Source organism: Phytohabitans houttuyneae (assembly GCF_011764425.1).
GTDB lineage: Bacteria > Actinomycetota > Actinomycetes > Mycobacteriales > Micromonosporaceae > Phytohabitans > Phytohabitans houttuyneae.
In genome coordinates this window covers 640,450-666,358 of sequence record NZ_BLPF01000001.1, presented here as the reverse complement: position 1 = coordinate 666,358, position 25,909 = coordinate 640,450, and the positions used below count along the sequence as shown (strand labels likewise).

The window sequence follows — 25,909 nt, the reverse complement described above, 5'->3', positions numbered from 1 at the left end:
ATGGACGACGCGATCGACGCGGCGTTCTGCGACGCGGCGCACCCGTGCGGCGGCGGACCGGTCCCGCCTGGACCTCGAACCGTAGCCGGCACGAGCCACGAGAACTCGTTACCCGCAGACCCGAGAACTCGGCCAGGAAGGCGCGGGCTGGTGGCACCGGACCGTGACCGGCTGCCGCGAGCTCGCGAAACAGCGGCCCCTTGCGGTCCGCGCGGCGGCAGGGGCGTTGCTACGGTGTCAACCGCAGCTCCACCAGGATCGCCTTGGGCAGTTCGGGCCCTTCGCCGGGCTCGATCGCGACGTACGCGTTCGGCGGCACCGTGTAGGTCCGGTCCTCGCCGCTGGGCAGTTCGGCCGTGGCCTGCAGCGCAGTGCTCCCGCCTCGGACGCCGAACGTCGCCGGCACCTCCAGTGTCAGGAATCCGCGGGTGCCCCAGGTCCGGAAGCAGTAGTAGACGCCGTACGGCGCTTCGGCGAGCGCCTTCTCGACCTGGATCTGGCCCGTCGGGCACTGCCCTCGGCATATGTGCGGGAGCTGTCGAGCACGATGCGGCCGTCGCCGCGGAACACCTTCAGCCCGTGCTCGGCCAGGACCTGGTCGGCGTTCGGGTACGCGTAGTCCTCCACGGCCGGTGCCGGCGTGTCGGCCGCCTCGCGGGCCGCCGAACCGTTGCCGGAAAGCGCCAGCACCAATCCGGCGGCCAGCGTGGTCGCCGCGACGAAACGTAGTGTCTTCATGGTTCGTCGATCTCCTCGAGGAAGTGGTCGGGGTGGCCGAGGTCGCGCGAGGTAGCCGCGATCTCGGCACGTAGCTCCGGCGCGACCAGCGAGAAGCTGGCGTTCGACAGCGTGAGGAAGAGCCGCATGGCCAGCTCGGCGTGGCCCGAGTCGACGAGCTGGCGCAGGATGCGCCGCGCGTCGACCGTCGACATAGGACAACGATCCATGTGCTGGGGGCCTGGCCGGAACAGCTCCACGGCGTGGGCCACCCGGGCGGCGGTCGCCGCGTCCACCTCGTGAGGCATGTGCGCCGGACGCCCGTAGGCCGCCAGGATCTCGGACACGGCCGACATCCACTCCCGACCGGTCAGCCCTTCCTGGCTCGGCAGGTGGTTGCCGCCGGTGCTCCAGCACCAGAGCCGTTCCAAATCCTCGGCTGCCAACCCGGATGCGAGCAGGCAGCGGGCGTCATCGGCGCACTGGTCCAGGTGCGGCGAACGGCCGCCGGGCCGCACGTAGCTGCGCAGGTGCTCGATAGCGCTCTGGCCCGACCGGCGCCAACTCTGTACGAAGAGGCCGAGTGCCAGGTTGCCGAGGCCAAGACTGACGGGTGTGTCCATGACCGTGTCGTTCATCGCACCGGGTACGCGGTGTAGACGACGAAACCGCCGCGCGCGCCCTGGCTCCTGGTGCCCCACCGCAGGATGACCCGGAAGCTGTTGCCGGCCTGCACCAAAGTGCCGTCCCGGGTGCCGATCCACCCCAGGCTGTCGTCACCGAACTGGCCTCTGAGGGGAAGGTCGTTGCATTTGATCGCCTGCTGCTGCGCGCACCGCTTCACCCAGTTATCGATCTTGGTTTTGTTCTTGTCCAGTACGGAGTTGACGGCCTGCTCCATCACGTCCATGGTCTTCCACTTCCCCACGTCGCCACCCTCCCTGACGGCGCGCGCGACGATGTCGGAGTCGCTCGGGTCGACGTGGTCCGTCTTGGTGTGCGCACCCAGTCTGCCTTCGTCGTCACCGATCCGCCGGCAGTTGTGCACCAACAGCGGCGCCTCGCCGGCAAGCACGAAGTAGGTGCTGAGCTCGGCGACGGTAAGGTTGTGCACCGTCGTGCGTGCGGTCCGCCGGGAGACGGCCACCACCTGTACGCCAGTGCCGTCGTCGGTTCGCAGCATCACCCCTGACGTGAGCGACTTTGCCGGCACCCACCGGCCAAGCTGCGGCACCCAGAACGGGTGGCCCCCGGTCGCGGAGACGCTGTGCGGCGGCGTCTTCGGGTCTCCGTCGTCATCGACGGCCACGTCGACGATCTGCTTGTCGCCGGCGCTGCCGAGAAGCGCCGTGACCGCCCTTGGCCCGGTGCGACCGGCCGCCGGCTCGGCGGCCAGCACGGCATCGCCGACGCGTACGTCCTCTATGGGCTTCGAGGCGCCGTCGCCGAGCAGGACCCGGGTGCCGGGTACGAAACTGCTACCGATCTTGCAGCCGTTCTTGAGCTGGTCGACGATGCGGAGGATCTCGCGGAGCTTGTCCGCGTTCTTCATCCCTTGGCTGCCGCAGTGCCCCACCCGAGGATCGGCACCATTGAACCGACTGACAAGAAGCCACCGACCCAGTCGCCGCGGACGAACGAAATGGCCGCGTCGATGGCGTCGCAGGGCTCTCCGGCGACCGGCACCAGCCCGCAGGCGAAGAGCAGCAACTGCAGGAAGTCCCAGACGATCTCCGGGTTTTCCTCCATGATCGCCGCGACGTCGCTGAGCATCTGGCAGCCGGCAGTGCGCCGGCCCGAGGGCGAGGCACACTTCATCGGGTCGGTGAGGGCCTGGGTGAAGCTGAGGTACACGTTCAGGCAGGACTTCGGCATGGTCGTGGCGTTGACCGACAGGCAAGACCAGTAGCGGTGATGGTCTGCCGCCGACCCGCTCTCGTCGGGATCGGTGCCCGCGGTTTCGCTGCGGTCGTTCTGCTGCCAGGTACGCAGACGGTTGGAGTAGATATCCATCGCCTCCTTCGCCGCCTGCGCGGCGAGGGATGCGTCGTTGCTGGCCTCGTACGCCGCCTGGTACGCGGCCCGCTTCGCCTCCTGCGCGGAACGGGCGTCGGACTGCGCGCGCTTGGCGGCCGCAGACGCCGTGGCAGCGGAATGGGCGGCGGCGTTCGCGCTGGCCTGGGCCGAGTTGGCAGCGTTGCGCGCGGTCTGCGCCGACTGCGCGGCCTCGTCCGCCGAACGCTTGGCCGCCGCGGCCGCCGCCTGGGCGTCGGCCGCGTGCCGGGCGGCCAGGTCCGCCGAGGCGATCGCCTGGGCGGCCCACTGCCTGGCCTCCTCCGCGGCGTCGCGGGCGATCGCGGCGACCCGGTTGGCCTCCGCGGCATCCGCCCGCGCGGTCTGCGCGTACTGCTGTGCCTGCTTGATCAGCGCGTGCACGGCCTCGACGTGGGTGGCCTGCTCGTAGTCCCGCTGCGCCGCGTGGTACCTGCCGACGGCGAGGAAGTAGGAGGCGTAGGAGCCAGGTCCGGCGAGCGCCACCTGGGCGGCGGCCTTCACCTCGGCACCGCCGGCGTCCATGATCCGGTTGATCTCCAGGCGGTTGTCCGCGGTCCGCGCGGTGTGCTGGCCGGCGCGCAGGAACTGGTGCGCGTCGGCGGGCGTACCCGCCAGCGCCCGCTCGGCCGCGGCCTTCACGTTCGGCCCCGGGTTGGCGTTGAGGATCGCGTAGATCTTGCGGCGGTCGTCTACGGTCTTGCCCGTATAGGCGCGGGTGCGCAGGAACGCCGCCACAGCCGCGTTGTCGCCGTCGAGCGCCGTTCGGGCGGCGGTCTTCTCCGGCCCGTCCGGCAGCGTGTCGACGAGGCGCCAGACCCGCTCCCGGTCGTCTTCGCCGGCAGCGGCCGCACGCCCGGTCGCCAACCAGATCCGCATCTCGAACTCGTCACCGGCCAGCGCGTCCTCGGCGGCGGCGCGGGTCCACTCGCCGCCGGTCGCGACGAGCGTCGCCGCGGCCCGGCGGCCCCGGTCGAGCACCACCTGGGTCGGCGCGCCGGGAGCCGCCGCCTCGTCGAGCACCGTCCTGGTGGCCGGAGGTATCCGGTCCTGCTCCGCGGTGTCCCATAGCAGCGTGCGGTTCCACGCGGCGTATTCGCCCGCGTCGCGACCCTCGGCCTGTTCCAGCGCGGCGGCGTCCTGCGCGTCCTTGACGCCCTGCTCAGTCCACTCGGCCAGCCGCGCGGCCTCCTCCTGCCGGGCCAGCTGTTCCAGCGTCACCGCCTGGTTTGCGGCGGCCACCGCGACGTTGGCGGCCTGCACGGCGGCCTCCGCGTGCTTGGCCGACTCCTCCGCCGCCTTCTCCGCGATGCCGGCCTGTTCAGCGGCGGTTTCCGCGGCCGCGGCCGCGCGATCGGCGTGGTCGGCCGCCTGCGCGGCGAACGCGAACGCCTGGTCCGAAGCGGCGGCCGCCGCACGGGCGAACGACAGCGCCCGGTCCGCCGCGCGGGCCGCGGCGTGTGCCTCTCGCTGTGCGGCCGCGGCCGCCTCGCGGGCCCGCTGGGCCTGGGCCGCCGACACCCCCGCCTGGTGGCTCGCCTCGTCCGCGGCGACGGCGGCGGCGTCCGCGTTCGCGGCGGCGCTGTGCGCGGACTGGGCCGCCGCCTGGGCCTGCGCGATGGCCCGGTCCCGCTCAGCCTTGACCTGTTGCAGCTCGCGCGCCTTGGCGGCCGCGTCCCGGGCCGCCTGTGCCGCCACCCGCGCCGCCGCCGCCTGGTCGGCGTCGGTCCGCGCGTTCGCCGCGGCACGCTGGGCATGTGCGGCCGCCTGCGCGGTCAGCGACGCCGCCGCCGTGGCCCGACGCGCGCCGTCGGCCGCCACCTGGGCCGCCCGCATGGCCGCGTTGGCCGCGGCGACCGCCTCCCGGGCGGCCCGCGCCGCACCAGCCGCCGCGTCTGCCGCCCGGCCGGCCGCCGCCGACGCCTTCGCCGCCGCCCCGCCGGCCGCCTGCGCCTCGGCCGCCGCGGTCTGCGCCGCCCGCTTCGCCTCCGCCGCCGCGTTCACCGCCCGCGCCGAGGCCTCCGCCGCGGCGAGGGACTCCCGCGCGGTGGTCTCGCCGGCCTGCTTCGCCTGCTCGGTCAGGCTTTTGATCGAGGCAAGCTCGGTGTCCCGCGCCCGGGCCACGAACTGCCCGTACACCAAGAACTCGCGGAGCTCGTCGGCGCTGCCGCCCAGCGCCCGCTGGGCCGCCGTGTCGAGGTTCGCCCCGCTGCTGTTGGGGGCGCCGGCCAGCATCCGGGTCGCGGCGAGCCGGTCGTCGGCCAGCTCGGCGGCGGCCCGGCCGGTCAGCAGGAACTCGGACCAATCCTCGGCCGTGCCGGCCAGGGCGGTGGCCGCCGCCTCTTTGGTCCGCGGGCCGCCAGCCTCCCACACCCGGTGGACGCGCAGCCGCTCGTCCGCCGCCCAGGGTTGCCTCCAACCCTCTTCGACGAACTGGCGCAGCTGCTCCGGCGGCCCGTCGAGCGCGCTCAGCGCAGCCGCGCGCAACGCCGGACCGTCCATCCCGGCCAGTACCTGGGCCGCCGTCCGGTCGTCGGCTTGCTGCGCCGCCGTCCGGCCGGCGGCAACGAACTCGCGAAGGTCCGCGTCGGAGCCGAGGAGGGCGGACTCGGCCGCACGGCGGGTCGACGGGCCACCCGAGGTCAACAGCTCGACGGCCAGTGCCCGGTCGCTGCTGCCATCGGCCGCGGCCGCGCGCTGCGGCGCGACCAGCAGGCCACCACCCAGGATCGCCACGACCACCGCGGCGAGTACCCTCACCCTGGTCTTGCGCATGACGTACTCCAATCCGGTCCGGAGGCGTGGTTAGGCGATCGGCGGGGCGAACCAGCCCTGCACATCGACGAGCAGATGCGTGCTGCCTTGGCTGCGGTTGCGGATCCGCACCTTGCCGTCTGTGCCGACCTTGACGACGGCGAGCCCGGAACGGACCCCTCCAGGGCTGGGGTAGTTGGCCAGTGACGTCGCCGGCTCGGTGCCACCGACCGGCCACGCCCGCAAGAACCCGCTCTGGGTGTTGTCGACAACGGTGAGGTTGAGCACCGCCGCCCAGCCGCTCGGTACCCCGAGCGCGACGTCGACGACAGTGCTGGCGGCCAACGGCGCGCCGCCGTTCGCGCGGGTGTCCAGCAGTCGCGTCGCGTTCGTGGTTCGCAGGCCCCAGCCGGAGGCCGGATTCGCCGTGTGGTATCCCGTGGCGGTGAGTACCAGGTGGATCGGGGCGTTGCTGTTGTTGGTAAAGGTGGTCTTTCCATCCGTGCCTAGCCGTACGGACACGGCGTGCGCAGTCTCGCCGGGGACGAAGTCCATGACGCTGCGGTTGTTGCTGCCACCGGTCGGGTAGGCGCCGAGCCAGCCGCCGTCGGCCGCGTCCACGACGACGACGTCCAAAAGGGCGGCACTGGCGCCGGCCGGGATGGCGCCGCCGGTGGTGGCGACCGTGAACGTACGGCTGCCCCTCGCGGGGATGGCGCCGCCGCTGCTACGCGTGTCCGCCAGGCCGCTGTGATCCAGCGGCACGAAGCCGCCACCCGCACCACGGGTGTAGTAGCCCTGTACGTCGATGACGATGTCCGCGGCGTTGTGCGTGTAGACCGACAGCTTGCCGTCTGCCCGCAGCGGCACGACCGCCGTGTTCGAGATAACCGCGGCGGATCGGGTGTTCACCATGGACAGTCCGCCGGAGGCTGTGACGCCTGCTGGGTACAGGGTCAGGAACGTGCCCGTCCCCGTCGCCGGGACCGCCGTGACGTCGACCAGCACCGCGTGCGCGCCCGTCGCAGGCACGCCGCCAACGCCGGCGACGGTGAATGTCGTGGTGCTGCGCGCCGCGCGGGTGCCGGCTGCGGCGCCCAGGCCGGACCGCGTATCGAGCACCTGTCCGCTCGGGTTGAGCCGCACGAAGGACTCGCGCAGCGTCTGCTGGATCCACTCCTTGACGTTGTCGACCCGTGTCTGCACGGCGCCGCGCCGGACCTCCGTCGCCGGGACGCCGAGACACCCGCCCTGCCACGACAGACTGCTCACCGCCACGAGCTCTACACCGCCAGCGATCTGCCGCAGCGCCGGACCCCCCGCGTCCCCCTGGCAGACGGTCGCGGACGCCGCCGGGTCGCCCGCCACGTCGATGGTGCCGGCCGCGACGGACTGGACCGTGAACGTGCCTGAGTGCGCCCGCTCGGGTGCCCATTCGGTTGCCGTACGCCCGTAGCCGGCCACCTGCAGTGCCTCACCCGCATGCGGCGCGGTCGTGCCGATCCGCACCGGTGTCACACCGGTCACCGGCTTGCCGAGCCGGGCGAGCAGCAGATCGCGGTCGGGATGCCCCTGTATCTCGACCACCGGCTGGTCGACCGCGGTGCCAACGCTCGCCCGGATGGGGGTTAGCGGCGGCCCACCCGGCACCGGCACCGCGCCGGTGAGGCAGGACTTCACCGTGACTATCCACTCCGGATCGACGAGCGTACCGGAGCAGCCACGCTTCTCCGGCCCCACGTCGATCCGGGATACGAACCCGTACGCGGCACCGGTATCCGGCGCGCCGTCCGCGATTCCCAGCGCCGGGACGGTGACCCAGCCCCCCACCGCCAACAGCGCACCGACCAGGAGCGCGGCGGCGATCGTCTTCCCATCAGTTACACGCACGGCTGTTCCCCCGCGAATCGCGAACACGACGCCACGACACCGCTCGACAAAAGAGCGGCGCGCAAATGGCACCACAGAGCGGCTTCACTTCGGCTTCTGCGCCGGGTAAGGCAGGCGTTCGTGGCGGCTTGCCGGATACGTGCGCGGCGAGGTTGGCGCCGCGCCGCCGGTCGGCGCCGCGTCGCGCGCCGCCGGACACCGGGTCGCCGGCGCTCGGCGTATCGGCGGCATATCCAAAGCCGCATACGGACTGGCAACGCCGCGCTGTCTTGACTCGGCACATGACATCTAGCGACCTGGGTTCCATCGGCCGCGACGCGATCGCCGCTCACGGCGCACGAACGTCCGCCGAGCCGCGTCTGCCGCCGTCTCCGAGGGGACCTGCTTCGACCGTCCCATCCGACAACGGAAACCTTCGTTGCGTCTCGCAGTGGGGATGTTTGGAGCAGAACGACGAGGTTGTCATGCGACGCACCGAGCCGTCCGGGGTTGCGGTCTCCTTGCGGCGTACCGATTCATCACACGCCAACGACTGGGCGTCCGATGGATACCGCTCGAAGGAGGAGTATCTGTTTTGGTCTCGCAAGGTCTGCGGTCTCGCGTGCCTACAGTCGCTGTTACACGGTTGGACCGATGTTCGGCTACCGATGCGCGAACTCATTGATCTGGCCCTCGAGTGGGGCTGCTACGTGGTGGAACCTTCGGGCGAAGTCCAAGGGATGCTCTACAGGCCCTTCATGGCATGGGTGGGCTCGCAGTTCGGTTTTAGCTGCCAACTGGTCGAGCGGACACCGATCCAGTTGTCATCTCGCGAGGTGCGGCCTGGGCAGGTCATGATCGCCTCGGTATCCGCGGAGATTCGGGACCCAGACACTATTGATCCGCATCGGGGCGGGCATCTCGTACTCGCTTATGCGGTCGACGGCGGGGTAGTGCGGTTCCACAATCCGTCGGGCTACTCGCACAATTCGGATTCTGCGTCGTTGCCCCTGCATGTATTCCAGCGGTTCCACGCGGACAGGGGAATCTTGATCGGGAGAACGTCATGATCCGGATTCTCGGAAAGCCGCATATCGTAGGTGTATCGAAAACCGGATACGGGCTGACAACGCCTCGCTGCCTTGACTGGGAGGCATGAGCTACAGAGCAGCAGCACGAACCGGGCACCGCAGCGGGTTGCTGGCCCCCGCCCCTTCCGCGGTTAGAAGCGGGATCACGTTCTACGGATGCGAGAAGGACGAGGCCGTCCTGCTGCGAGAGGTCGCGCCTCGCGTCGGCGTGCGCCCGACGATCATCGCGGAGCCGGTCTGCGACGCCAATGTCGAGCTGGCTATCGGAAACCGTTGCATCAGTATCGGCCACAAGTCTCAGGTGTCGAATCCCACGCTTCTCGCGCTCCGCGGCGCCGGCGTGGAGTACATCTCCACGAGAAGCATCGGCGACAACCACCTCGACGTGACCTACGCGGCGAGCGTTGGCATCGCGGTCGGAAACGTCGCCTACTCGCCCGACAGCGTCGCCGACTACACGCTGATGCTGATGCTGATGGCTGTGCGCCACGCGAAGTCCGTCATCCGCCGCGTCGACATGCACGACTACCGTCTCGGCGAGGTCCGCGGTAAAGAGTTGCGGGACCTGACCGTCGGAGTGGTCGGAACGGGACGCATCGGCACCGCGGTCATCGACCGACTGCGAGGCTTCGGCAGCCGCATCCTTGCCAACGACAGCCGCGCGAAGACCTCCGCGGACCACGTTCCGCTCGACGAGCTGCTGCGGCAGAGCGACATCGTGACGCTCCACACCCCGCTGACCGCGGACACGCATCACCTGCTCGACCGCCGGCGCATCGGGCGGATGAAGCCCGGCGCGTTCATCGTCAACACCGGTCGCGGGCCACTTCTGGACACGGAGGCCCTCCTGGACGCGCTGGAGAGCGGGCGGCTGGGCGGCGCGGCGCTGGACGTGCTCGAGGGAGAGGAAGGGATCTTCTACACCGACCGCCGGACCAATCCCGTCGAGAGCGAGACGGTGCTGCGGCTGCAGAGCCTGCCGAACGTGCTCATCACCCCGCACACGGCGTACTACACGGAACACGCACTGCGCGACACCATCGAGAACAGCCTCCTCAACTGCCTGAATTTCGAGAGCGAGAACCAGCATGGCTAGGTCGAGAATCGGCATCGTGTTCGGGGGCGTGTCCGAGGAGCACTCCGTCTCGGTCAAGTCAGCGCGAGAGGTCGCGAAGAACCTCGACACTGAAAAGTACGAACCGTTCTGGGTGGGCATCACAGCGGGCGGCGAGTGGACGCTCTGCGACGGGCCTGAGCCCGGGTGGGAGGACGCCGGACGCACGGTGGTGCTGTCGCTTGATCGCAGCGTGCACCGCCTTGTGGTCCTGCACGACGGGCGTCCCGACGAGATCCGGTTGGATGTGATACTTCCGGTCCTGCATGGAAGGTTCGGCGAGGACGGCGCGATTCAGGGCCTGCTGGAGCTGTCGGGCATCCCGTACGTCGGTTGCGACATCCAAAGCTCCGCCGTCTGCATGGACAAGTCGCTCGCCTACACGGTCGCCAGGGGGGCGGGAATCGCGACGCCGGAGTTCCGGATCGTCGAGGACGGCGAGCAGGTCGCGCCGGAGGGCCTCACGTACCCCGTGTTCGTGAAGCCCGCCCGTTCCGGGTCGTCGTTCGGGGTCAGCAAGGTCGGTCGGGAGGACGAGCTGGCGAGCGCACTGGAGACCGCGCGGCAGTTCGACTCGAAAGTGCTGATCGAGGCGGCCGTGGCCGGAAGGGAGGTCGGCTGCGCGATGCTGGGACAGGGGCCCGATCTCCTCATCGGCGAGGTCGACCGCGTCGCCCTCTCGCACGGGTTCTTCCGAATCCACCAGGAGGACTCGCCCGAGACCGGCTCCGAGAACTCGACCTTCATCGTCCCCGCCGACATCCCCGAAGAATCCCGTCGGCTCGTCCAGGAGACCGCGAGGAGGGTCTACCGAGCCTTGGGCTGCAGCGGGCTGGCCCGCGTCGACCTGTTCCTCACCGACGACGGGCGCGTGGTCCTCAACGAGGTCAACACCCTGCCCGGGCTCACCTCCTACAGCCGCTATCCCCGGATGATGGCCGCCGCCGGACTGCCGCTGTCCGAGGTGCTCGATCGGCTCATCGCGACGGCGCTGCGGGGAAAGAAGCGATGAACGGCGACTTCGTGTTCGTTGACGAACTGGTGCCCGGGATCCGCTGGGACGCCAAGTACGCCACGTGGGACAACTTCACGGGCAGACCCGTCGACGGTTATCTCGTCAACCGCATGGTCGGCACGCGGGCTCTGTGCGCGGCGCTGGCACGGGCACAGGAGAAGGCGGTCTCCCTCGGTTTCGGCCTGCTGCTGTGGGACGGCTACCGTCCCCAGCACTCCGTGGACCACTTCCTGCAGTGGTCCCGGCAGCCCGAGGACGGCCGGACCAAGCAACGGCACTACCCGAACATCGACCGCTCGGACATGTTCGAGCAGGGATACGTCGCCGCCAGGTCCGGGCACAGCCGAGGCAGCACCGTCGACCTGACCCTTTACCACTTGGACAGCGGCGAGCTCGCGGCCATGGGCGGCGGCCACGACCTCATGGACCCGATCTCGCATCACGGCGCCGAGGGCATCACTCCGATCGAGAGCGGAAACCGTGAGCGTCTCTGCTCGATCATGAGGACTGCGGGCTTCGCGCGGTACGACGCCGAGTGGTGGCACTACACGCTGAAGAACGAGCCCCACCCCGACACCTACTTCGACTTCCCCATCACTGCGGCTGCCGACCGCCTGGCAGCGTGAGCTGACGGCCCGTCGGTCAAGCAAACCCGGCTTGCCGCTCACGGGCTGTCCGACGGCCGCTCAGCGCGGTACCTGAGCGATGGGCAGCCGCACGGTGACGCGGAGACCGCCGGCGACTCCCGGGGTGAGCGTCAGGGTTCCGTCGTGTGCCCGGACGATGGTCTTCACGATCGCCAGGCCCAGGCCGACGCCGGCCTGGTCGCTGCGGATGCGGCCGGTGCCACGTTGGAACGGCTCGGTCAGCGTCGAGATCAACTCCGGGCGGAGCCGTTCGCCGGTGTTCTCGACCGTCAACGTGACGCCTTCGGCGTCCATGCTGGTCGCTATCCGCACCGTGCCGTTCTCGGGCAGGTTGTGGACGATGGCGTTGTGCAGGAGGTTCGTGTTCATCTGCAGCAGGAGCGCGTGCGAGCCGACGGTGATGGCGGGATCCGAGGAGGTTTCGACGGCGACATGGTGCTTCTCCGCGAGGGGAAGTAGCGTCTCGACAGCCTCCTCCGCCAGAAGCGAGAGGTCGACATCCTCGCGGACGAACAGTCGCTGGTCGGCACGGCCCAGAATGAGCAGCGCTTCGGTGAGCGCGATCGCTCGGGCGGTGACGGCGCGGAGGCGTTCTTCGCGGCCGTCCGGACTGGGATCCTGACCGGCGACGTCCAGGATGGTCTGCATCACCGCGAGCGGGGTGCGCAGCTCGTGGGAGGCGTTGGCCGCGAACCTCTGCTGCTCCGCATCCCGCGTCTCCAGCTGCGCGAGCATGGTGTCGAAGGCGTCCGCGAGCACGCGGAACTCGTCGCCGCGTCCTTCCAGCTCGATCCGATGCGAGAGAGACCCGTTCGCCGCCTTCCGCGCGGCGCTCGTGATCCGCGTCAACGGGGCGAGCATGCGGCCTGCCAGAACCCAGCCGCCTACCAGGCCCACCACGAGAAGGAAGGCGAGCACGACCACGGCCGCCGGACTGAAGATGCGCGGACCGAAGTTGCCCGGATTGAACGCGAGCAGCAGATCATCGAACGTGGGAAGGTAGACGCTCGACCGCTGCCGCAGGAGGAAGAACCAGACGACCGCAAGCAGCAGGACTCCGGCAAACAGAAGGAATCCCGCGTAGCTGAGGGTGAGCTTGACGCGAACGCTGAGGCCGCGTCGCCTATCCACGTGAGGTCGTGGGGTCATCGGCATCCGGTCCTGTGTCGATGCGGTAGCCGACACCGGGCTCGGTGATGATCAGCCAGGGCTCGCCGAGCCGCTTCCGCAACGCGGAGACCGTGATCCGTACGGCGTTCGTGAACGGATCGGCGTTCTCATCCCAGGCACGCTCCAGGAGTTCTTCGGCGCTGATGACGCCGCCTTCGGCGGCGACGAGGACCTCCAGCACCGCGAACTGCTTGCGGGTTAGCGCGACGTACCGGCCGTCGCGGTAGACCTCGCGGCGGAACGGGTCCACCCGGAGCCCGGCGAACTCGCGCACGGGCGGCCTGCTATGCGCCCGTCTGCGATCGAGAGCTCTGAGTCGGAGCACAAGCTCTCGCAGCTCGAACGGCTTGGTGAGGTAGTCGTCGGCGCCGAGCTCGAAACCCGAGGCCTTGTCGTCCAGCCGGTCCGCGGCGGTGAGCATCAGGATCGGCATCCCGCTTCCAGAGGCGACGACGTGCTCGGCGATCTCGTCACCGGAAGGGCCGGGGATGTCACGGTCGAGGACGGCGATGTCATAGGTGTTGATGCTCAGCAGCTCCAGTGCCGTGTCGCCGTCGCCGGCGATGTCGGCCGCGATCGCCTCCAGGCGCAGTCCATCGCGGATGGCCTCCGCCAGGTAGGCCTCGTCCTCCACGACCAGCACGCGCACGCCCCCAATGGTAGGAGCGCGTACATATTGTCGGCCTATCGAAACCGCTTACGGCTCGACAACACGCTGCTGCCTCGAGTCCTTCAACTACGACCACCAACGGCGCCTCACCCGCGCCTGAACCCCGCCTCCGCCGACCGCGGCGTCGCCCCGACCGTTGCCGGGCTCGGCGGACCAGCACCGTACTGGCACGACTGGTCCTTCGGCACCGCAACCGACCACAACAGCCGGGCAACTCTGAGCGGGCAGGCTGCCGCCCACCCGCCCCTTTCTCTTCGCTAGTTGCTCGACGTTCTGAGGACCCGCACCGGCCCCAGAAGGCCGGAAGGAAGAAGGGGTGAATCAGCGCGTAGAACGTTCAATGACGTCCACGTGTACTTCTTCGTGGCGTTGGGCTGCAGGTCGCCGATCAACCGGTTGGGCCACAAGTTCGTCACCTTGATCTCCAGCGTATTCGGGCCCGGCTTCAGCGCGCCGGTGACATCAGCCTGGAAAGGCGGCACCCACAGCACGCCGGCGGATGTGCCGTTCACCGTGACCTCGGCGATGTTCTTTACGTCCCCGAGGTCCAGCATCATCTTGGTGCCGGTCGCGAACCATCCGGCCGGGGCCTGGATGGTCTTCGTATAAGTGGCCGTGCCGGAGAAGTACTTCACTCCGGGATCGGAGTGTTCGTTCCATGCGCTCAGCTTGTCGAGCGTGATGCTGGCCGGAGCGCCCCGGTTGGGCTGGAACGCGACCGTCCAGGAACCATCGATCGTCCCGACCGGCGTTTCCGTGACCCGCGGCAGCCTACGGCCCCGCGCAGACCCGGGCTTGCGAAACACTACGAATACAGATTCATTCGGATCGAGATTCAAAGGGACGGTGGTGCGCCCATTGGCGGCACTGTACGCCGCCGGCTTGATCTCGCCGGTCACGGCGTCCCAGAGCTCCGGCGCATTGCCGGCCACCCGGAAAGTGACCTCCACATTCTCCGCGCGGTTCTTGCGGTTGTGCACAAAGTAGATGTCGCCATCGGAGATCTTGCGATGGACGTAAGCCACGGCCGTGTCGCTTTGCGGTTTCGTGTGTTCGAAGTCCGGAGAGACCTCTAGAGCCTGAAGAGCGTCGGCTGCGGTCTGGCCGGCAAACACCTGGCCCTTTCCGACCTTGCGCGTCCCTTCACCGGGCCCCCAAAGCTGATCGGCGATGGCTTTGAACTTGGCTTGATTGTCGCTGTTGCTCGGGCTGTCTGTCGGCTTCGGACCGACCACGATCGCGCCGGCATTCACCAGATGGCGAATCTTTTTCAGTACGTTGAGCGGCATGTGAACCGCGTTGTCGTCGAGCACCAGTATGCGATAACTCATGCCGGAGCCCGCCGTGATGCGGCCGTTGGTGACGCCAATGCGGTTCAGGACCACGTCCGAGCTGGCGTAGTCGAGCGCGTAGCCGTCCGGCACATCCGGCCCCTGGTCGCCGAAGAGAGCCGTGATGTTTGAATCCTCGCCGTAGTAGTAGAGGACGTCGGCGACGGCGCGGCCCTGCTGGAGCATATGGCTGCTGCGCGCGAGATAGGTGATCCACGGCTTGGCGTACTCGGCCCAGGTTTCGTGTCGGGTGAACCACTGGCCGTAGACCTGGGCCAATCCTGGAACTTTGTCGTCCACCGGCTGGTGGGTGCTGCCCTCGTAGTCGATCCGGTTTACTCCGTCGGCGAACGCGGCGTCCGCGGCCGGTTTGAGCATCTCGGGCGAGAAGGCGAACGCATTGCTTTCCTCGCTTCCACCCTCGCCGCCCGAGTCGGCGGGAAATGTCTCAGCCACGGTCAGGTTCTGCCCATAGATATGGGCCACGGAGGCGGCTTCGCGGAGGTCCTCGTTATGGAGGGTTCCCTCCTCCGGGCTGCTGGCCCACGCCACGCCCATCGGGACGGCGGCACTCCGCTTGACGTCCATGCCGTCCGCAATGTACTGGCGGTAAAATTCGTGACCTTGGCTGTAGCGGCCCATGCCGCGCTGGCTGAGTATGTCCGAGAGCTGATCGTAGGTGTACTCGGCCGTCATTTCGGCGATCGTCTTGCGGAAGTCCCACAGGAACCGGTCGCTGGCTTCGGCGCTTCCCACGACATGACCGATCAGCACCGGGAGCCAGGGCTTCATGTCGTAGCCGCGGCGCCTGGTGAACTCAGGGATCATTTCGTCGGTCCAGTTCGCCTGGCCGCGTTCCCAGTTGTCGTTGTGCAGGTAGTTCAGGCCGCGTCCGCCCATCAGCCCGCTGGTAGCTTGCTCGAACTTGCCCAGGTAGTAGTCGTAGTAGGCCTTCATCGCCGACTTGCTGAGTTTGTCTGCTTCGAGGCCGGTGGCCTCGGAGGTAGTCCCGCGGTTCATGGTTCCGACGAGCGAATAGCCCAGTCGCAGAACAGCCCATTTGCCTGCCGGTGGAGTCCAGTTCAGGGTTCCATCCGGCTCCATGGTCGACGTGAGATCGATGACGTCTTCCCTGTGCACCACGGCGTCGCCTGCGACAGCAGGTGTCGTCATCTCGTAAATTCCGGGAGGTGTTGAGAAGGTGGCCGTCTTCTCCTCGAGGCGGTTGACCCAGCCTGAGGTGCGCAGGACGAGTTCCGAGATGTTTGTTGCTTGCGGTGCGGACGGGCCCGTTTGCTCGGCCAGAATGGCGACGCGGAAGAACTTCGCGGTCACGGGCGCGAACGAAATCGTGCGCGCGCCGACCGAATGCTCAAGAACGAAGCTTGGCAGGCGAAGTCCAGGAATCTCAGCGATCGTACGGAACTGTTTGCCGTCATCGCTCACATCCAGAGTCTGACCCGAACTCTGGCCTGGCATCGTCATCATTTCGCGGTCGAGGTCGCCGAGGTAGATCGACAGCCCCCGAACCGTGACCGGCTTCTGGAACTCGAACTGGATCCACGACTTCTCGCCAACTGGTGCGGGCGGGAGGAGCGTGCCATTTGTGTAATCGCCATCGGTCAGCTTGGCCAAGTCGAAATTGCCACCGCTGGAGGTGACCTTCGGCTGCAACTCGGCCATCGACTCGTCGTTGTCCGGGAGCCGGTACGCCACCACCGCGGCGTCGGCGTACCAGGGGTCCGGCAGTTTCAGCTCGGCGCCGCCGGGGATGTCTCTGATATCCAGGTTCTGGAATGGGCCGATTTCGGTCGGCGGATGAGCCAGCTTGCCGCTGAACGGCTTGCCGCCCTCCACGCGTGTCTGCGTCCAAACGAACTTCTTCATGCCCTGCGAAGGCGGGACCCAGGGGCCGCCGCTGGCGGACCATCCGGGCGTGGCGGAAGTGCCCATTTGGAGGCCCAGTTGGTCAGCCAGCTCGGTCGTGTAATTGATGTCGTCCATCCACCGGGGCGACATGACCCCCACGGGTTCGACGATCTGCGGCGTGCGCATCGCGAAGTCGGCCCGCATGAAGCCGCCGAAGCCGACGCGTTTCATCCACTCCAGATCCTTCTTGATGCCTTCCTGAGTTACGTTTCCGTTCCCCCAGAACCACCAGGCGCGCGGTTTCGCGCTGTTCGGCGGCTCCTGGAAATCTCGTTCGAGCAGATCGCCCGAACTCTGCACCATGCTCCCAGCGGCGCCGACAGCCTTCGTCGGGGTGCCTGCGCCCAGCGGCGTGACAGCCAGAGCGGCGCTCAGTTTCATCAGCGTACGGCGTTTCATCGGCCAGCCCCCCACAAGTTCGAAATTCCAGGAATGAGTTACTTCTCAGCGTCAGGGAGCTTTGTTGGCCAGTAGCGCTATATGGTCGCGTCGGCGCGCCGCGTGTTTCTCCTTGATTCGCTGTCGGTCATACCTCCAGTCAAGGCAATGTGCAGTCAAGGCAACGTGGTGTTGTCCGCACGTATGCGGATTTCGATATGCCGACGATATGCGCCGGCTCGTAGCGATCGAGCGATCGCGCCCGACATCGCCGGTGCCGGCGACACCGCTCTGCTCACTGCCGCCGACCGGCTTGACGACAAGGCCCTCCGGGTGTCTGCGGCCGGCCACCTGATCGGGCAACGCGTCACGCTGCGCCTCGACGGCCACCTTCCGCACGTCATCGCCGCCGGCTGCCTGGCCCAGACCCCTGCCCGCACCATCGGACCCGGCCGTCGGGCACGGCTGGCCGGCGCCCGCATCGCCGACAACCCGCTACCCCCACCGCCCGCCCAGCCACCACGCGCCCAGCGCCGCGTTCCCGTCAACGGCGAGATCATCCGCGGGATGAAGACGTTCAGCGTCACCGCGACCGGGTTCAGGGCGAGGAGCGGATGCGGCTAGGGTGGCCCGCTTCGGTGCCGGAGTCCGATCCACGAGGTCCGTCGCCCTGCGGGGGCGTCAAAGACTTGCGGGGGCCTATTTTCATAGCTCGACCCGGGCTTTACGTCGTGCTCCGCGCGTAGCTGAGCACGTGGTCGGCAGTGGGCAGCGCGGCCGCCCGGTTGGCGGCGACCAACCCGATGCGGGTACGCCGGTCGAGCAGGTCGTCGATGTCGAGTGCGCCCTCGTGGCGGACCGCCCAGAGCAGTTCCGCGCCGAGCACGGGGGAGGTTTCGGCGACCGGTTTCAGCAGCCACGGCTGGCTGGCGGCCTCGGCGAGTACCTGGGGCGCTTCGGTGCCGTAGCGTGCGACCAGCCGTCGGGGCGCCCGTACCTGGGCCAGGTGTTGCGGTGATCCGGCACCGGGCAGTGGGAGACTTCGGGTGCGGCACGGTCCGGCCGGCAGCCCGGTCCGCCGTACGACCGCGTCGATCGTGTCGGCGGCCATCCGGCGGTATGTGGTGAGCTTGCCGCCGACGATCGTCATGACGCCGTCCGGTCCGGTCAGCAGCGCGTGCCGGCGGGACAGTTCGGCGGTGTCGGTGCTGTTGCCGCTCGCCTGCCCGGAGCGCTCGGAGCGGCCGGACAGCAGCGGGCGCAGGCCGGCGTACGCGCCGAGCACGTCGACCCGACGAAGTGGCCGGTCGAGCACCGTGTTGAGGACGTCGAGCAGGAACACGATGTCCGCCTCGGGCGGCTCCGGCACATCGGGCACCGGCCCGTCCAGTGGCTTGTCGGTCAGGCCCGCGTATACCAAGCCGTCCGCCTGGGGCAGCGCCATCACCGCGCGGCCGACCGTGCCCGGCACGGGCACCATCAAGCCGACCGTCAACCCGCCGAGCGCGTCCTGCGGGAGGATGATGTGCGTTCCCAACGAGGGGCGCACCTGAACGCCCGGCGCGAGGGTGCCGGCCCAGACGCCGGTCGCGTTGACGACCGCGCGGGCCCGGATCTCGAAGGTCGAGCCGGTCAGCTCGTCGCGCACCTCGGCCCCGTCGCCGGCGAGCGCCAGCGCCCGGCAGCGCGTCACGATCCGGGCGCCTTCGCCCGCGGCGGCCCGGGCCAGCCCGATGACCAGCCGGGCGTCGTCGCAGAGCTGGCCGTCCCAGGACACGATCCCGCCGCGCAGGCCGGAGCGCAGCCCCAGCGCCAGAGCGCGCGTCTCGGCGGTGCCGACCAGGCGCGGCCGAGGCAGCACCCGGCGCGGCGTGCCGGCGGCCATCCGGAGCAGGTCGCCGCCGGCGATGGCGGCCGCGGTGAGCGCCGTAACGGCCCGGGGTCCGCTCCGAGGCCAGAGCATCGGCAGCGCCCGGATGAGATGCGGGGCGGTGCGGGTCATCAGGATGTGGCGCTCGACCGCACTCTCGTACGCGATGCCCAGTTCAAGCTTTGCGAGGTAGCGCAGGCCGCCATGGATCAGCTTGGAGCTCCACCTCGACGTCCCGAACGCGAGATCGTGCGCGTCGATGGCGGCCACCCGCAGCCCACGGGACGCCGCGTCGAGCGCGACCCCGGCGCCGGTCGCGCCAAGCCCGACGACCAGCACGTCGAGCACCTCGCCGCCGGCCAGTGCGGTGAGGTCCCGCTCCCGCGAGGCGGCGTCGAGGTGGTGCGGCTGCGTGCCGCGCTTGTGATCCTGTGACATTACATGTCACTATGTCACACATGAGTGAGTCGGCGGAAGAGCGATGGGCGGGCTGGGGCGATCCGGCCGCCGCGGTCAGCCTGCCGCCGTCGATCGCCGCACTGCTGGAGGCCTTGGGGGTACGCCCGGCCGCCCCATCGGTTGACGTCGCCGACGTCCGGGTGCCAGAGTCCCGGCTGCCCGATGAGGTCCGGCAGGCGCTCGCGGCGGTTGTCGGCGCGGCGAACGTGCTGACCGGCCCCGAAGCCCGGGCCCGCCACGGCGGCGGGAAGTCAACCGCCGACCTGGTCCGCCAGCGCGCCGGTGACGCGGCCGGTGCACCGGACGCGGTCATCTACCCGGGCGGCCACGACGAAGTGGTCGCGGTGCTGCGGGCCTGCACCGAGCGGCGGATCGCCGTTGTGCCGTTCGGCGGTGGCACGTCGGTGGTGGGCGGTGTCGGTCCGTCGCTGTCCGGCCGCCCCCGGATCGCGCTCGACCTGCGCCGGCTGGACCGGCTTGTCGAGCTCGACGAGGTGTCCCGCACGGCGACGTTCGAGGCCGGTGTGCGGGCGCCCCGCGCCGAGGAGATCCTCGCCGCGCGGGGGTTCACGCTCGGGCACGTGCCGCAGTCGTACGAGTACGCGAGCCTCGGTGGCTTCGCGGCGACCCGGTCGTCCGGACAGGCTTCCGCCGGGTACGGCCGGTTCGACGACATGGTCGTCGCGCTGACCGTCGCGACACCGGTCGGCACCGTCCACACCGGACGGGCACCGGCGTCGGCGGCCGGTCCGGATCTGCGGCAGCTGTTCCTCGGCTCGGAGGGCGCACTCGGCGTGGTGACGTCTCTGACGGTCCGCCTACGCCCGCAGCCGGTCAGCCGCCGCTACGAGGGCTGGCGGTTCGAGTCGTTCGAAGCCGGTGCGCTGGCCGTGCGGCGGCTGGCGCAGGACGGCCCGCGCCCGGCCGTGGTCCGGCTCTCCGACGAGTACGAGTCCGCGCTCGGACCGGCTGCCGGCGGCTGTCTGCTCGTGCTCGGGTACGACGACGGCACCGACGCGGACGCCGTACTGGCCGCGGACGGCGGGACGGCCCTGGGTCCGGAACCCGGCCAGCGGTGGGCCGCCGAGCGGTTCGCGGCGCCGTACCTGCGTGACGCCCTGCTCGATGCCGGCGCGTACGCCGAAACCCTGGAGACGGCAGCGTTCTGGTCCCGGCTGCCGGCGCTGTACGCGCAGGTCCGGGCGGCCCTGCTGGACAGCCTCGACCGGGCGCTGGTGCTCTGCCACATCTCGCACGTCTACGAGACCGGCGCCTCCCTGTACTTCACCGTCGTCGTCGCGCAGGGCGACGACCCGGTCGGCGCGTGGCAGCGGGCGAAGGCCCGGGCCAGCGACGCGATCCTCGCCGCCGGCGGCACCATCAGCCACCACCACGGGGTCGGCACCGAGCACCGGGACTGGTACGCCAGGGAGATCGGGCCGCTGGGTGTCGACGCGTTGCGCGCGGTGAAGGCTGTTCTTGACCCGCAGGGAATCATGAACCCCGAAGTCCTGATTCCCGACTGACGGTCGGCCGGACTCACGGCGACAGGTACGCATCCAGCAACGCGGTCAACTCCGCGTCGAGCTCGGTCGCGTCGTACTTGTCGGTCGCCAGAGCCGCCGACAGCGCGAACGGCTGCGCCGCCAGCAGGATTGCCCGGCCCATCCGCTCCGGATCACCCGCCCGGATCGATCCATCCTGCTGCCCGGTCCGCAGCGCCTGCACCACGAACTCGAGCATCTCCTCCTGGCTGGCGCCGCGGCGGTCCAGCATGTACGGCAGCAGGATCTCCGGGTCGACCTCCTTGATCTTCCGCAGCAGCGGGTGCTCGCGCAGCCCGCGCACGACCGCGACGATCTCCGCCACGCCCCGGGTACGCTGCCGACCGCGCCGCTTCAGGCCAGCCGCCGCAGCGGCGACGAGCACCGCGTGCCACTCCCGGCTCATCAGGTCCGCGACCAGCGACTGAACGTCCGGCCAGCGACGGTAGATCGACATCCGGGACACGCCGGCCCGTTTCGCCACATCGGTGAGCGTGGTACGCCGAACCCCGTACGCCAAAACGCAGTCACGGGTGGCATCCAGCACGGCGTCTTCGATGCCGGTGGACTCGCGATCGGCGGGAGCTTGTGACGTCACACGTCACTGTGTACCACGAACCGCCCGTCGGTCTTGAGGCCGCGCGTCGATCACCCGGGCCGGCGTCACGGGTGGGGCCGGCCGGTCGCGCACTGCCCGCGTCCGGCATCACCGCCCGGATCACCTCGCTGACACCCGACTACGGAACATGCCCTCGCCCAACACCTGCTGGACACCGCTGTCGCCGACCGGGTGCCGGTAAGGCCACACCGGCGTCGCCGAGCGCGATCACCCGGCCATCACGACCCGCCGCTCTGGCACGGCAGCACACGCACGCTCCTCGATCTTCCTTAGTCGAGCGGTGACTCCAGCCAGGCCGCGCCAAGAGCGGTCAATTGCCAGCGTGGGCCTGTCCCTTGTGGCGGGTTGTTGTCCTCTTGGACCAGGTGTCGATCTGCGAGCTGACGGAGGTCGGCCATGATCCCACTGTCGACGTGAGCGCCGCGTCGTCCAAGCTCGAGGTCGATGGTCCGGGTATCCCACCGTCCGGCGCCGTCACGGACGACCTCGAGAAGCAGGCGGGTAGGGATGATGTTCATAGAAGTCCCTGGCGAGGTTGTTCACGGCGCGCGCCGATCCGATGTACGCAGGTGGCTCTTCCGAGCAGTCGAGCCCACCCGCGAATATAAGCAACAAGCGTCCGCCTACCCGAGATGGGCGGCCGTCGGACTGTCCGGTGAGGAGCCACCACCCGAAGGTCAACTTACGTCCGATGTGTACCCGGGTGGTCCGCGGGTACCCGGCTGGCATGGCGCAGACGCAGCCCGGTCGATGGGTGGGATCGGTCCTCGGTCCGGGGCTGCTGCTGGGCGCGGGCCTGGGCGGCTTCGTGGACGGCATCCTGCTGCACCAGATCCTGCGCTGGCACCACCTGCTGACCGCCCGCCGCGACGCCGACCTGACCGCTAATCTCGTCGCCGACGGGCTGTTCCACGCGGCGACGTGGTTTGCCGTCTTCGGCGGGCTGATGTGGCTGTGGCAGCGCAGCAGGGCGCGTTCCAGAAGCTTCCCGTGGCCCGCCCTGATCGGACCGCTGCTGGCCGGGTGGGGGCTGTTCAACCTGACCGAAGGGCTGGTGAACCACCATGTTCTGGGCCTGCACCACGTCCGGGCCGGCGCGCACCAGACCGTGTACGACATCGGTTTTCTGGTCTTCGGTCTGCTGCTCGCCGTCCTTGGGACCTGGACCTACCGGCGAAGCCTCGCCACCGGTGAGGGAGTGAGCCGCGATGTCCGGTGACGCGCGCGAAACCGGTGCCGGGCGGGCGCCGGACCGGCCGAGCCGGCTCGGTGGCCGGGCGTGGTGGGGGGTGCTGCGCCGCACGGTGCGGGAGTTCGGCGACGACAAGCTGACCGACTGGGCGGCGGCGCTGACCTACTATGCGGTGCTGTCGATCTTCCCGGGCCTGCTGGTGCTCGTGTCCGTGCTGGGGCTGGTCGGTGCGCCGGCGCTGCAGCCGCTGATCGACAACATGGGCACCATCGCGCCGGGGCCGGTCGGGCAGATCCTCACCGACGGGGCGCGCGGCCTGACCGAGGCGCAGGGTGCCGCGGGCATCCTCGCCATCGTCGGCGCGGCGGGCGCGCTGTGGTCGGCGTCCGGCTACATCGCCGCGTTCATGCGGGCGGCGAACGCGATCTACGACGTACCGGAGGGGCGGCCGTTCTGGAAGACGGTGCCGATCCGGCTCGGCGTGACCATCGTGATCGGGGTGCTGCTCGCGGTCAGCGCGTTCATGGTGGTGCTCACCGGCGACCTGGCCGAGCGGGTCGGCGACGCGTTCGGTGTCGGGTCGGTGCTGGTGACGGCGTGGGGGATCGTGAAGTGGCCGATCCTCGTGGTCATCGTCAGCCAGATGTTCGCGCTGCTCTACTGGGCGACGCCCAACGCACGCCAGGGCGGCTACCGGTGGATCAGCCCCGGCGGGCTGCTCGCCGTGGTGCTGTGGATGGTCGCCTCGGCCGGGTTCGCGGTGTACGTCGCCAACTTCGGCTCCTACAACAAGACCTACGGTGTCCTCGGCGGGGTCATCATCTTCTTCGTCTGGCTGTGGATCTCCAACGTCGCGATCCTGCTGGGTGCCGAGTTCGACGCCGAGCTGCACCGGGCCCGCGCGATCGAGGCCGGACATCCCGCGGACCGCGAGCCGTACGTCGAGCTGCGCGACACCCGCACCCTCGACGACTAGGCCCAGTTCGGAAAATCCTTGCCGGGCTGCGCCGGGGTGTTCGGCGGTTCCCAGCCGGGATAGGCGGTGTGCGCCTGCTGGCAGCGGTAGGTCACGCCGGCGTAGGTGACGCTCGCGCCCACGGCGTACGTGGCGCCGACCTGCCACGTGGTGCTGCCGCCGGGCGGCGGGGTGGTCGCCGTGGGCGTCGGGCCGGGGCCGCCGCCGGAGGTGACCAGGGTCAGGCCGTACGCGACCAGGATCGGGTTGACCGGCTGGAAGTACATGACGCCGCCGGCCGAGCAGTTGCCGGAGTCGCCGGACGTGACGCCCTGTGCCTGGCTGCCGGCCAGCCAGGAGCCGCCGGAGTCGCCGGGCTCGGCGCAGGCGTCGCTGCGGGTCAGTCCGGTGACCGTCCCCTGTGGATAGGTGACCGAGGCGTTCTTCTGCTGGATGGTGCCGCAGCGCCAGCCGGTCGTGGAGCCGGACCGGCACACGGCCGCACCCACGGCGGCCTCGGTGCTGCCGGCGACGGCCGCGGCAGCAGCAGCGCCGCCTCACCTTCCAGGCGGCGGGCGCGCCCGCGCCAGCCCAGCTCCAGAAACGTGTACATCAGCGCGATGCCGGGCGGCCGCCCGAACCGCAGGTCGTCGGCGTCGATGCCGAGCCGGCCCGCGAAGTGGCCAGCGCCTCGGGGCTCGGAGTGCGGGTGCCGGCCTCGACCGCCGCCAGGAACGCGCCGGTTTATCGGGGAGCGGCGAGGCTGTGCTGAGTGAGCCCGGCCGCCTGGCGCAGCCGGCGGATGCGCTGGCCTAGGGGCTCGTCCTGGTGATTGGCGCCGCCGTCGCTGGCGCCCACCACGCGCGCCGCCGCCGACTGTGGCATCGGCCACCTCCCGCGCACAGACTAACCGGTTGCGTACGCGGGCCCGGCCGCCACGAGGCGACCGGGCCCGCGCGATGACACCGGCGGTCAGGGCAGCCCGGCCAGCCAGGAAGCCATCGCGTCGTGGACGGTCCGGGCGTTGCGCTCGAGGCCCATGTAGTGGCCGGCGGCGGGAACCGTCACCAGGTCGGCGTCGGGTGACCCCTTGTACAGCGAGCGCTGCAGTTCGCCGTTCTGGATACGGGCGTCCCGTTCGCCGTACACGACGAGCACCGGCACCCGGATCTCGCCCAGCCGGCGCAGGTCGGTGTAGATGCCGGCGGTGATGGAGGTCATGTCGCCGCACGGATGCGGGTTCTGCAGCGGCACGACCGCGTCGCGCACCCGCGGGTCGGCGTCGGCGAAGTTGCCGTCCAGGAAGTCCGTGCTGCCGACGTCGTAGTACACGTAGCCGCGCTCACCCGAGGCGGCACCGCGGATGCAGCGCGCGGTGGCGTCCCAGAACCGCCGGTCGGCCTGTGGTGTGAAGCCCAGGTCGCCCCAGCCGTGCACGGACAGCGCGTCGAAGCCGCCGAAGGAGATGACGGCAAGGTTGGCGATCAGGCCGCCGTTGGACTGCCCGGCCAGCACCAGCCGGTCGAACGCGGGCGCGGTCCGCCCGCCGCCGAGCCGGTACCCGCCGGCGCGCAGCTGCTGCCCGATCTGATGGGTGATGTCGGCCTGCGCGCCGATGCAGGTGGTGTACCCGTCGGGCGCGTCGCTGGAGTCGTAGCCGATCCGGTCGATGGTGACCGAGGCGTGCCCGCGCTCGGCCATCTCCCGGGCGTGGTCGTAGCCGGGCACGTTCAGCCGCCAGTACCACTCGCCGCCGGCGATACCGTGCTGGTAGAGCGTGACCGTGTGGCCGTCTCCGCGCAGTGCGGACCGCGGTGCGGTGAGGTGCCCCCGGACGGTGTAGGTGCGGCCGTCGGCCGGGCATGCCAGCGCCGAGCGGTTGACGTTGCGGACGGTGAAGCTGACCGGCGTGTCCAGGATCTGCTCCGCGGCCGGCGCGGCCGTGGTCGGACCCAGCAGTGCGAGGGCGGTCAGGACGAGATGGCGGAACATTCATGCCTCCTAGACGGTGTGACGTCCGGCGGAGCCGGCGGGACGGTTGGTTTTGGAACCGGCGGACCGGTTGGCGAGCACGCGGGCGTACCGGCGCAGCAGCCCGGCGCGGTCCGCGAGCCGCACGGCGACATCGCGGGCGGTGACGGCGGCGGGGCAGCGCAGCAGCCACAGCCGGTTCTGCAGGTCGGCCTCGCGCACCACCCGCCGCACGACGGGCTTGCGCCACCGGGTGTACGACCCGAGCAGCTCCTCGCCCGCCCGGCCGTGCGCCACGGCGGCCATCGCGGTGGCGAGGTGGTGGGCGTCCTGGACGCCGGTGTTCAGGCCCTGGCCGCCGGCCGGGCTGTGCACGTGTGCGGCGTCGCCGACCAGGAAGACGCGGCCGTGCTGAAACCGCGTGCAGATCCGCCGGTGCACCCGGAACGTGCTGGCCCACTCCACGGGGCCGAGCCGGATGCCGGCCGGTCCGCGCTCGGCCAGGATGCGGTCCATGGTCTGGCCCGGGCCGGCGTTGGCGAAGAACCGGTACCGGCCGCCG

The 25,909-nt window shown here is 70.0% G+C and carries 21 protein-coding genes and 1 pseudogene; 8 read left to right on the top strand and 14 right to left on the bottom strand.

Annotation, left to right across the window (positions count from 1 at the left end; genetic code table 11):
* Positions 1 to 229 precede the first annotated feature (229 nt).
* The 6 genes from Phou_RS03015 to Phou_RS02990 are packed head-to-tail and all read right to left on the bottom strand — an operon-like array spanning position 230 to position 7,413.
* Positions 230 to 406 carry a hypothetical protein gene (locus tag Phou_RS03015; protein ID WP_173053341.1) on the bottom strand — a complete coding sequence of 59 codons (177 nt, stop codon included), beginning with the start codon at positions 404 to 406 and terminating at the stop codon, positions 230 to 232.
* 8 nt (positions 407 to 414) lie between these two features.
* Positions 415 to 738 carry a hypothetical protein gene (locus Phou_RS03010; protein ID WP_173053339.1) on the bottom strand — a complete coding sequence of 108 codons (324 nt, stop codon included), beginning with the start codon at positions 736 to 738 and terminating at the stop codon, positions 415 to 417.
* Complete coding sequence (locus Phou_RS03005; RefSeq protein ID WP_173053337.1) at positions 735 to 1,340, bottom strand: hypothetical protein; 606 nt, start codon at positions 1,338 to 1,340, stop codon at positions 735 to 737. Before Phou_RS03005 ends, Phou_RS03010 begins: the two co-directional genes overlap by 4 nt.
* Positions 1,341 to 1,351: 11 nt before the next feature.
* On the bottom strand, positions 1,352 to 2,269 hold the full coding sequence (locus tag Phou_RS52120) for an RNase A-like domain-containing protein (protein ID WP_173053335.1): 918 nt from the start codon (positions 2,267 to 2,269) through the stop codon (positions 1,352 to 1,354).
* A complete protein-coding gene (locus tag Phou_RS52115) occupies positions 2,266 to 5,544 on the bottom strand; it encodes an ALF repeat-containing protein (protein WP_173053333.1) in 3,279 nt (1,092 codons plus the stop codon). The genes Phou_RS52120 and Phou_RS52115 overlap by 4 nt, the downstream gene beginning before the upstream one ends.
* A gap of 30 nt (positions 5,545 to 5,574) precedes the next feature.
* Positions 5,575 to 7,413, bottom strand: coding sequence for a S1 family peptidase (locus tag Phou_RS02990; RefSeq protein ID WP_173053330.1), 1,839 nt, complete (start codon positions 7,411 to 7,413; stop codon positions 5,575 to 5,577).
* Between the two features lie 464 nt (positions 7,414 to 7,877).
* On the opposite strand from Phou_RS02990, the gene Phou_RS02985 reads away from it, so the two are divergent.
* The 4 genes from Phou_RS02985 to vanX all read left to right on the top strand — a co-directional run bounded on the left by Phou_RS02985 (position 7,878) and on the right by vanX (position 11,238).
* On the top strand, positions 7,878 to 8,462 hold the full coding sequence (locus tag Phou_RS02985; protein ID WP_173053328.1) for a hypothetical protein: 585 nt from the start codon (positions 7,878 to 7,880) through the stop codon (positions 8,460 to 8,462).
* Between the two features lie 85 nt (positions 8,463 to 8,547).
* Positions 8,548 to 9,579, top strand: coding sequence for a D-isomer specific 2-hydroxyacid dehydrogenase family protein (locus Phou_RS02980; protein ID WP_173053326.1), 1,032 nt, complete (start codon positions 8,548 to 8,550; stop codon positions 9,577 to 9,579).
* A complete protein-coding gene (gene vanA, locus Phou_RS02975; protein WP_173053324.1) occupies positions 9,572 to 10,609 on the top strand; it encodes a D-alanine--(R)-lactate ligase in 1,038 nt (345 codons plus the stop codon). Before Phou_RS02980 ends, vanA begins: the two co-directional genes overlap by 8 nt.
* Positions 10,606 to 11,238, top strand: a complete 633-nt coding sequence (gene vanX / locus Phou_RS02970; protein ID WP_173053322.1) for a D-Ala-D-Ala dipeptidase VanX — start codon at positions 10,606 to 10,608, stop codon at positions 11,236 to 11,238. The genes vanA and vanX overlap by 4 nt, the downstream gene beginning before the upstream one ends.
* Positions 11,239 to 11,298: 60 nt before the next feature.
* On the opposite strand, the gene Phou_RS02965 is transcribed toward vanX, so the two are convergent.
* The 3 genes from Phou_RS02965 to Phou_RS02955 form a co-directional block, all read right to left on the bottom strand.
* Positions 11,299 to 12,390: a sensor histidine kinase gene (locus tag Phou_RS02965; protein WP_173053320.1), complete on the bottom strand. Its 1,092-nt coding sequence runs from the start codon at positions 12,388 to 12,390 to the stop codon at positions 11,299 to 11,301.
* The gene (locus tag Phou_RS02960; protein ID WP_173053318.1) at positions 12,383 to 13,078 is read right to left on the bottom strand and encodes a response regulator transcription factor; all 696 of its coding nucleotides are present in this window, start codon (positions 13,076 to 13,078) and stop codon (positions 12,383 to 12,385) included. The genes Phou_RS02965 and Phou_RS02960 overlap by 8 nt, the downstream gene beginning before the upstream one ends.
* Before the next feature lie 278 nt (positions 13,079 to 13,356).
* Positions 13,357 to 16,758, bottom strand: a complete 3,402-nt coding sequence (locus Phou_RS02955) for a glycosyl hydrolase (protein WP_173053316.1) — start codon at positions 16,756 to 16,758, stop codon at positions 13,357 to 13,359.
* 312 nt (positions 16,759 to 17,070) lie between these two features.
* On the opposite strand from Phou_RS02955, the gene Phou_RS02950 reads away from it, so the two are divergent.
* Positions 17,071 to 17,361, top strand: coding sequence for a hypothetical protein (locus tag Phou_RS02950; RefSeq protein WP_173053314.1), 291 nt, complete (start codon positions 17,071 to 17,073; stop codon positions 17,359 to 17,361).
* A 100-nt stretch (positions 17,362 to 17,461) separates the two neighbouring features.
* Here Phou_RS02950 and Phou_RS02945 read toward each other — a convergent pair whose 3' ends face one another.
* Positions 17,462 to 19,045: a glycerol-3-phosphate dehydrogenase/oxidase gene (locus Phou_RS02945; protein ID WP_173053312.1), complete on the bottom strand. Its 1,584-nt coding sequence runs from the start codon at positions 19,043 to 19,045 to the stop codon at positions 17,462 to 17,464.
* Between the two features lie 11 nt (positions 19,046 to 19,056).
* On the opposite strand from Phou_RS02945, the gene Phou_RS02940 reads away from it, so the two are divergent.
* The gene (locus Phou_RS02940; protein WP_371872070.1) at positions 19,057 to 20,592 is read left to right on the top strand and encodes an FAD-binding oxidoreductase; all 1,536 of its coding nucleotides are present in this window, start codon (positions 19,057 to 19,059) and stop codon (positions 20,590 to 20,592) included.
* A gap of 13 nt (positions 20,593 to 20,605) precedes the next feature.
* On the opposite strand, the gene Phou_RS02935 is transcribed toward Phou_RS02940, so the two are convergent.
* Entirely contained in the window at positions 20,606 to 21,208 is a 603-nt protein-coding gene (locus tag Phou_RS02935; RefSeq protein ID WP_218578689.1) for a TetR/AcrR family transcriptional regulator, read from the bottom strand.
* Positions 21,209 to 21,956: 748 nt separating this feature from the next.
* Here Phou_RS02935 and Phou_RS02930 point away from each other — a divergent pair.
* Positions 21,957 to 22,448: a DUF2243 domain-containing protein gene (locus Phou_RS02930; protein ID WP_173053308.1), complete on the top strand. Its 492-nt coding sequence runs from the start codon at positions 21,957 to 21,959 to the stop codon at positions 22,446 to 22,448.
* Positions 22,438 to 23,397, top strand: a complete 960-nt coding sequence (locus Phou_RS02925) for a YihY/virulence factor BrkB family protein (RefSeq protein WP_173053306.1) — start codon at positions 22,438 to 22,440, stop codon at positions 23,395 to 23,397. The genes Phou_RS02930 and Phou_RS02925 overlap by 11 nt, the downstream gene beginning before the upstream one ends.
* Positions 23,398 to 23,480: 83 nt before the next feature.
* Here Phou_RS02925 and Phou_RS55295 read toward each other — a convergent pair.
* The 3 genes and pseudogenes from Phou_RS55295 to Phou_RS54290 all read right to left on the bottom strand — a co-directional run.
* Positions 23,481 to 23,909 (bottom strand): annotated as a pseudogene (locus Phou_RS55295) (S1 family peptidase); the annotation flags it as partial.
* A gap of 439 nt (positions 23,910 to 24,348) precedes the next feature.
* Complete coding sequence (locus tag Phou_RS02915) at positions 24,349 to 25,368, bottom strand: alpha/beta hydrolase (protein WP_173053304.1); 1,020 nt, start codon at positions 25,366 to 25,368, stop codon at positions 24,349 to 24,351.
* Between the two features lie 9 nt (positions 25,369 to 25,377).
* Entirely contained in the window at positions 25,378 to 25,863 is a 486-nt protein-coding gene (locus Phou_RS54290) for an FAD-dependent oxidoreductase (protein ID WP_173053302.1), read from the bottom strand.
* Positions 25,864 to 25,909 lie beyond the last annotated feature (46 nt).

Excerpts from the sequence above, each read along its gene's own strand:
- Phou_RS02930 (WP_173053308.1), top strand. The coding sequence starts at position 21,957 with ATGGCGCAGACGCAGCCCGGTCGATGGGTGGGATCGGTCCTCGGTCCG.
- Phou_RS02925 (WP_173053306.1), top strand. The coding sequence starts at position 22,438 with ATGTCCGGTGACGCGCGCGAAACCGGTGCCGGGCGGGCGCCGGACCGG.
- Phou_RS52120 (WP_173053335.1), bottom strand. The coding sequence starts at position 2,269 with ATGAAGAACGCGGACAAGCTCCGCGAGATCCTCCGCATCGTCGACCAG.
- Phou_RS03005 (WP_173053337.1), bottom strand. The coding sequence starts at position 1,340 with ATGGACACACCCGTCAGTCTTGGCCTCGGCAACCTGGCACTCGGCCTC.
- Phou_RS02945 (WP_173053312.1), bottom strand. The coding sequence starts at position 19,045 with ATGTCACAGGATCACAAGCGCGGCACGCAGCCGCACCACCTCGACGCC.
- Phou_RS02940 (WP_371872070.1), top strand. The coding sequence starts at position 19,057 with ATGTCACACATGAGTGAGTCGGCGGAAGAGCGATGGGCGGGCTGGGGC.
- Phou_RS54290 (WP_173053302.1), bottom strand. The coding sequence starts at position 25,863 with ATGGACCGCATCCTGGCCGAGCGCGGACCGGCCGGCATCCGGCTCGGC.
- Phou_RS02985 (WP_173053328.1), top strand. The coding sequence starts at position 7,878 with ATGCGACGCACCGAGCCGTCCGGGGTTGCGGTCTCCTTGCGGCGTACC.
- Phou_RS52115 (WP_173053333.1), bottom strand. The coding sequence starts at position 5,544 with ATGCGCAAGACCAGGGTGAGGGTACTCGCCGCGGTGGTCGTGGCGATC.
- Phou_RS02915 (WP_173053304.1), bottom strand. The coding sequence starts at position 25,368 with ATGTTCCGCCATCTCGTCCTGACCGCCCTCGCACTGCTGGGTCCGACC.
- Phou_RS03010 (WP_173053339.1), bottom strand. The coding sequence starts at position 738 with ATGAAGACACTACGTTTCGTCGCGGCGACCACGCTGGCCGCCGGATTG.
- Phou_RS02955 (WP_173053316.1), bottom strand. The coding sequence starts at position 16,758 with ATGAAACGCCGTACGCTGATGAAACTGAGCGCCGCTCTGGCTGTCACG.
- Phou_RS02980 (WP_173053326.1), top strand. The coding sequence starts at position 8,548 with ATGAGCTACAGAGCAGCAGCACGAACCGGGCACCGCAGCGGGTTGCTG.
- vanX (WP_173053322.1), top strand. The coding sequence starts at position 10,606 with ATGAACGGCGACTTCGTGTTCGTTGACGAACTGGTGCCCGGGATCCGC.
- vanA (WP_173053324.1), top strand. The coding sequence starts at position 9,572 with ATGGCTAGGTCGAGAATCGGCATCGTGTTCGGGGGCGTGTCCGAGGAG.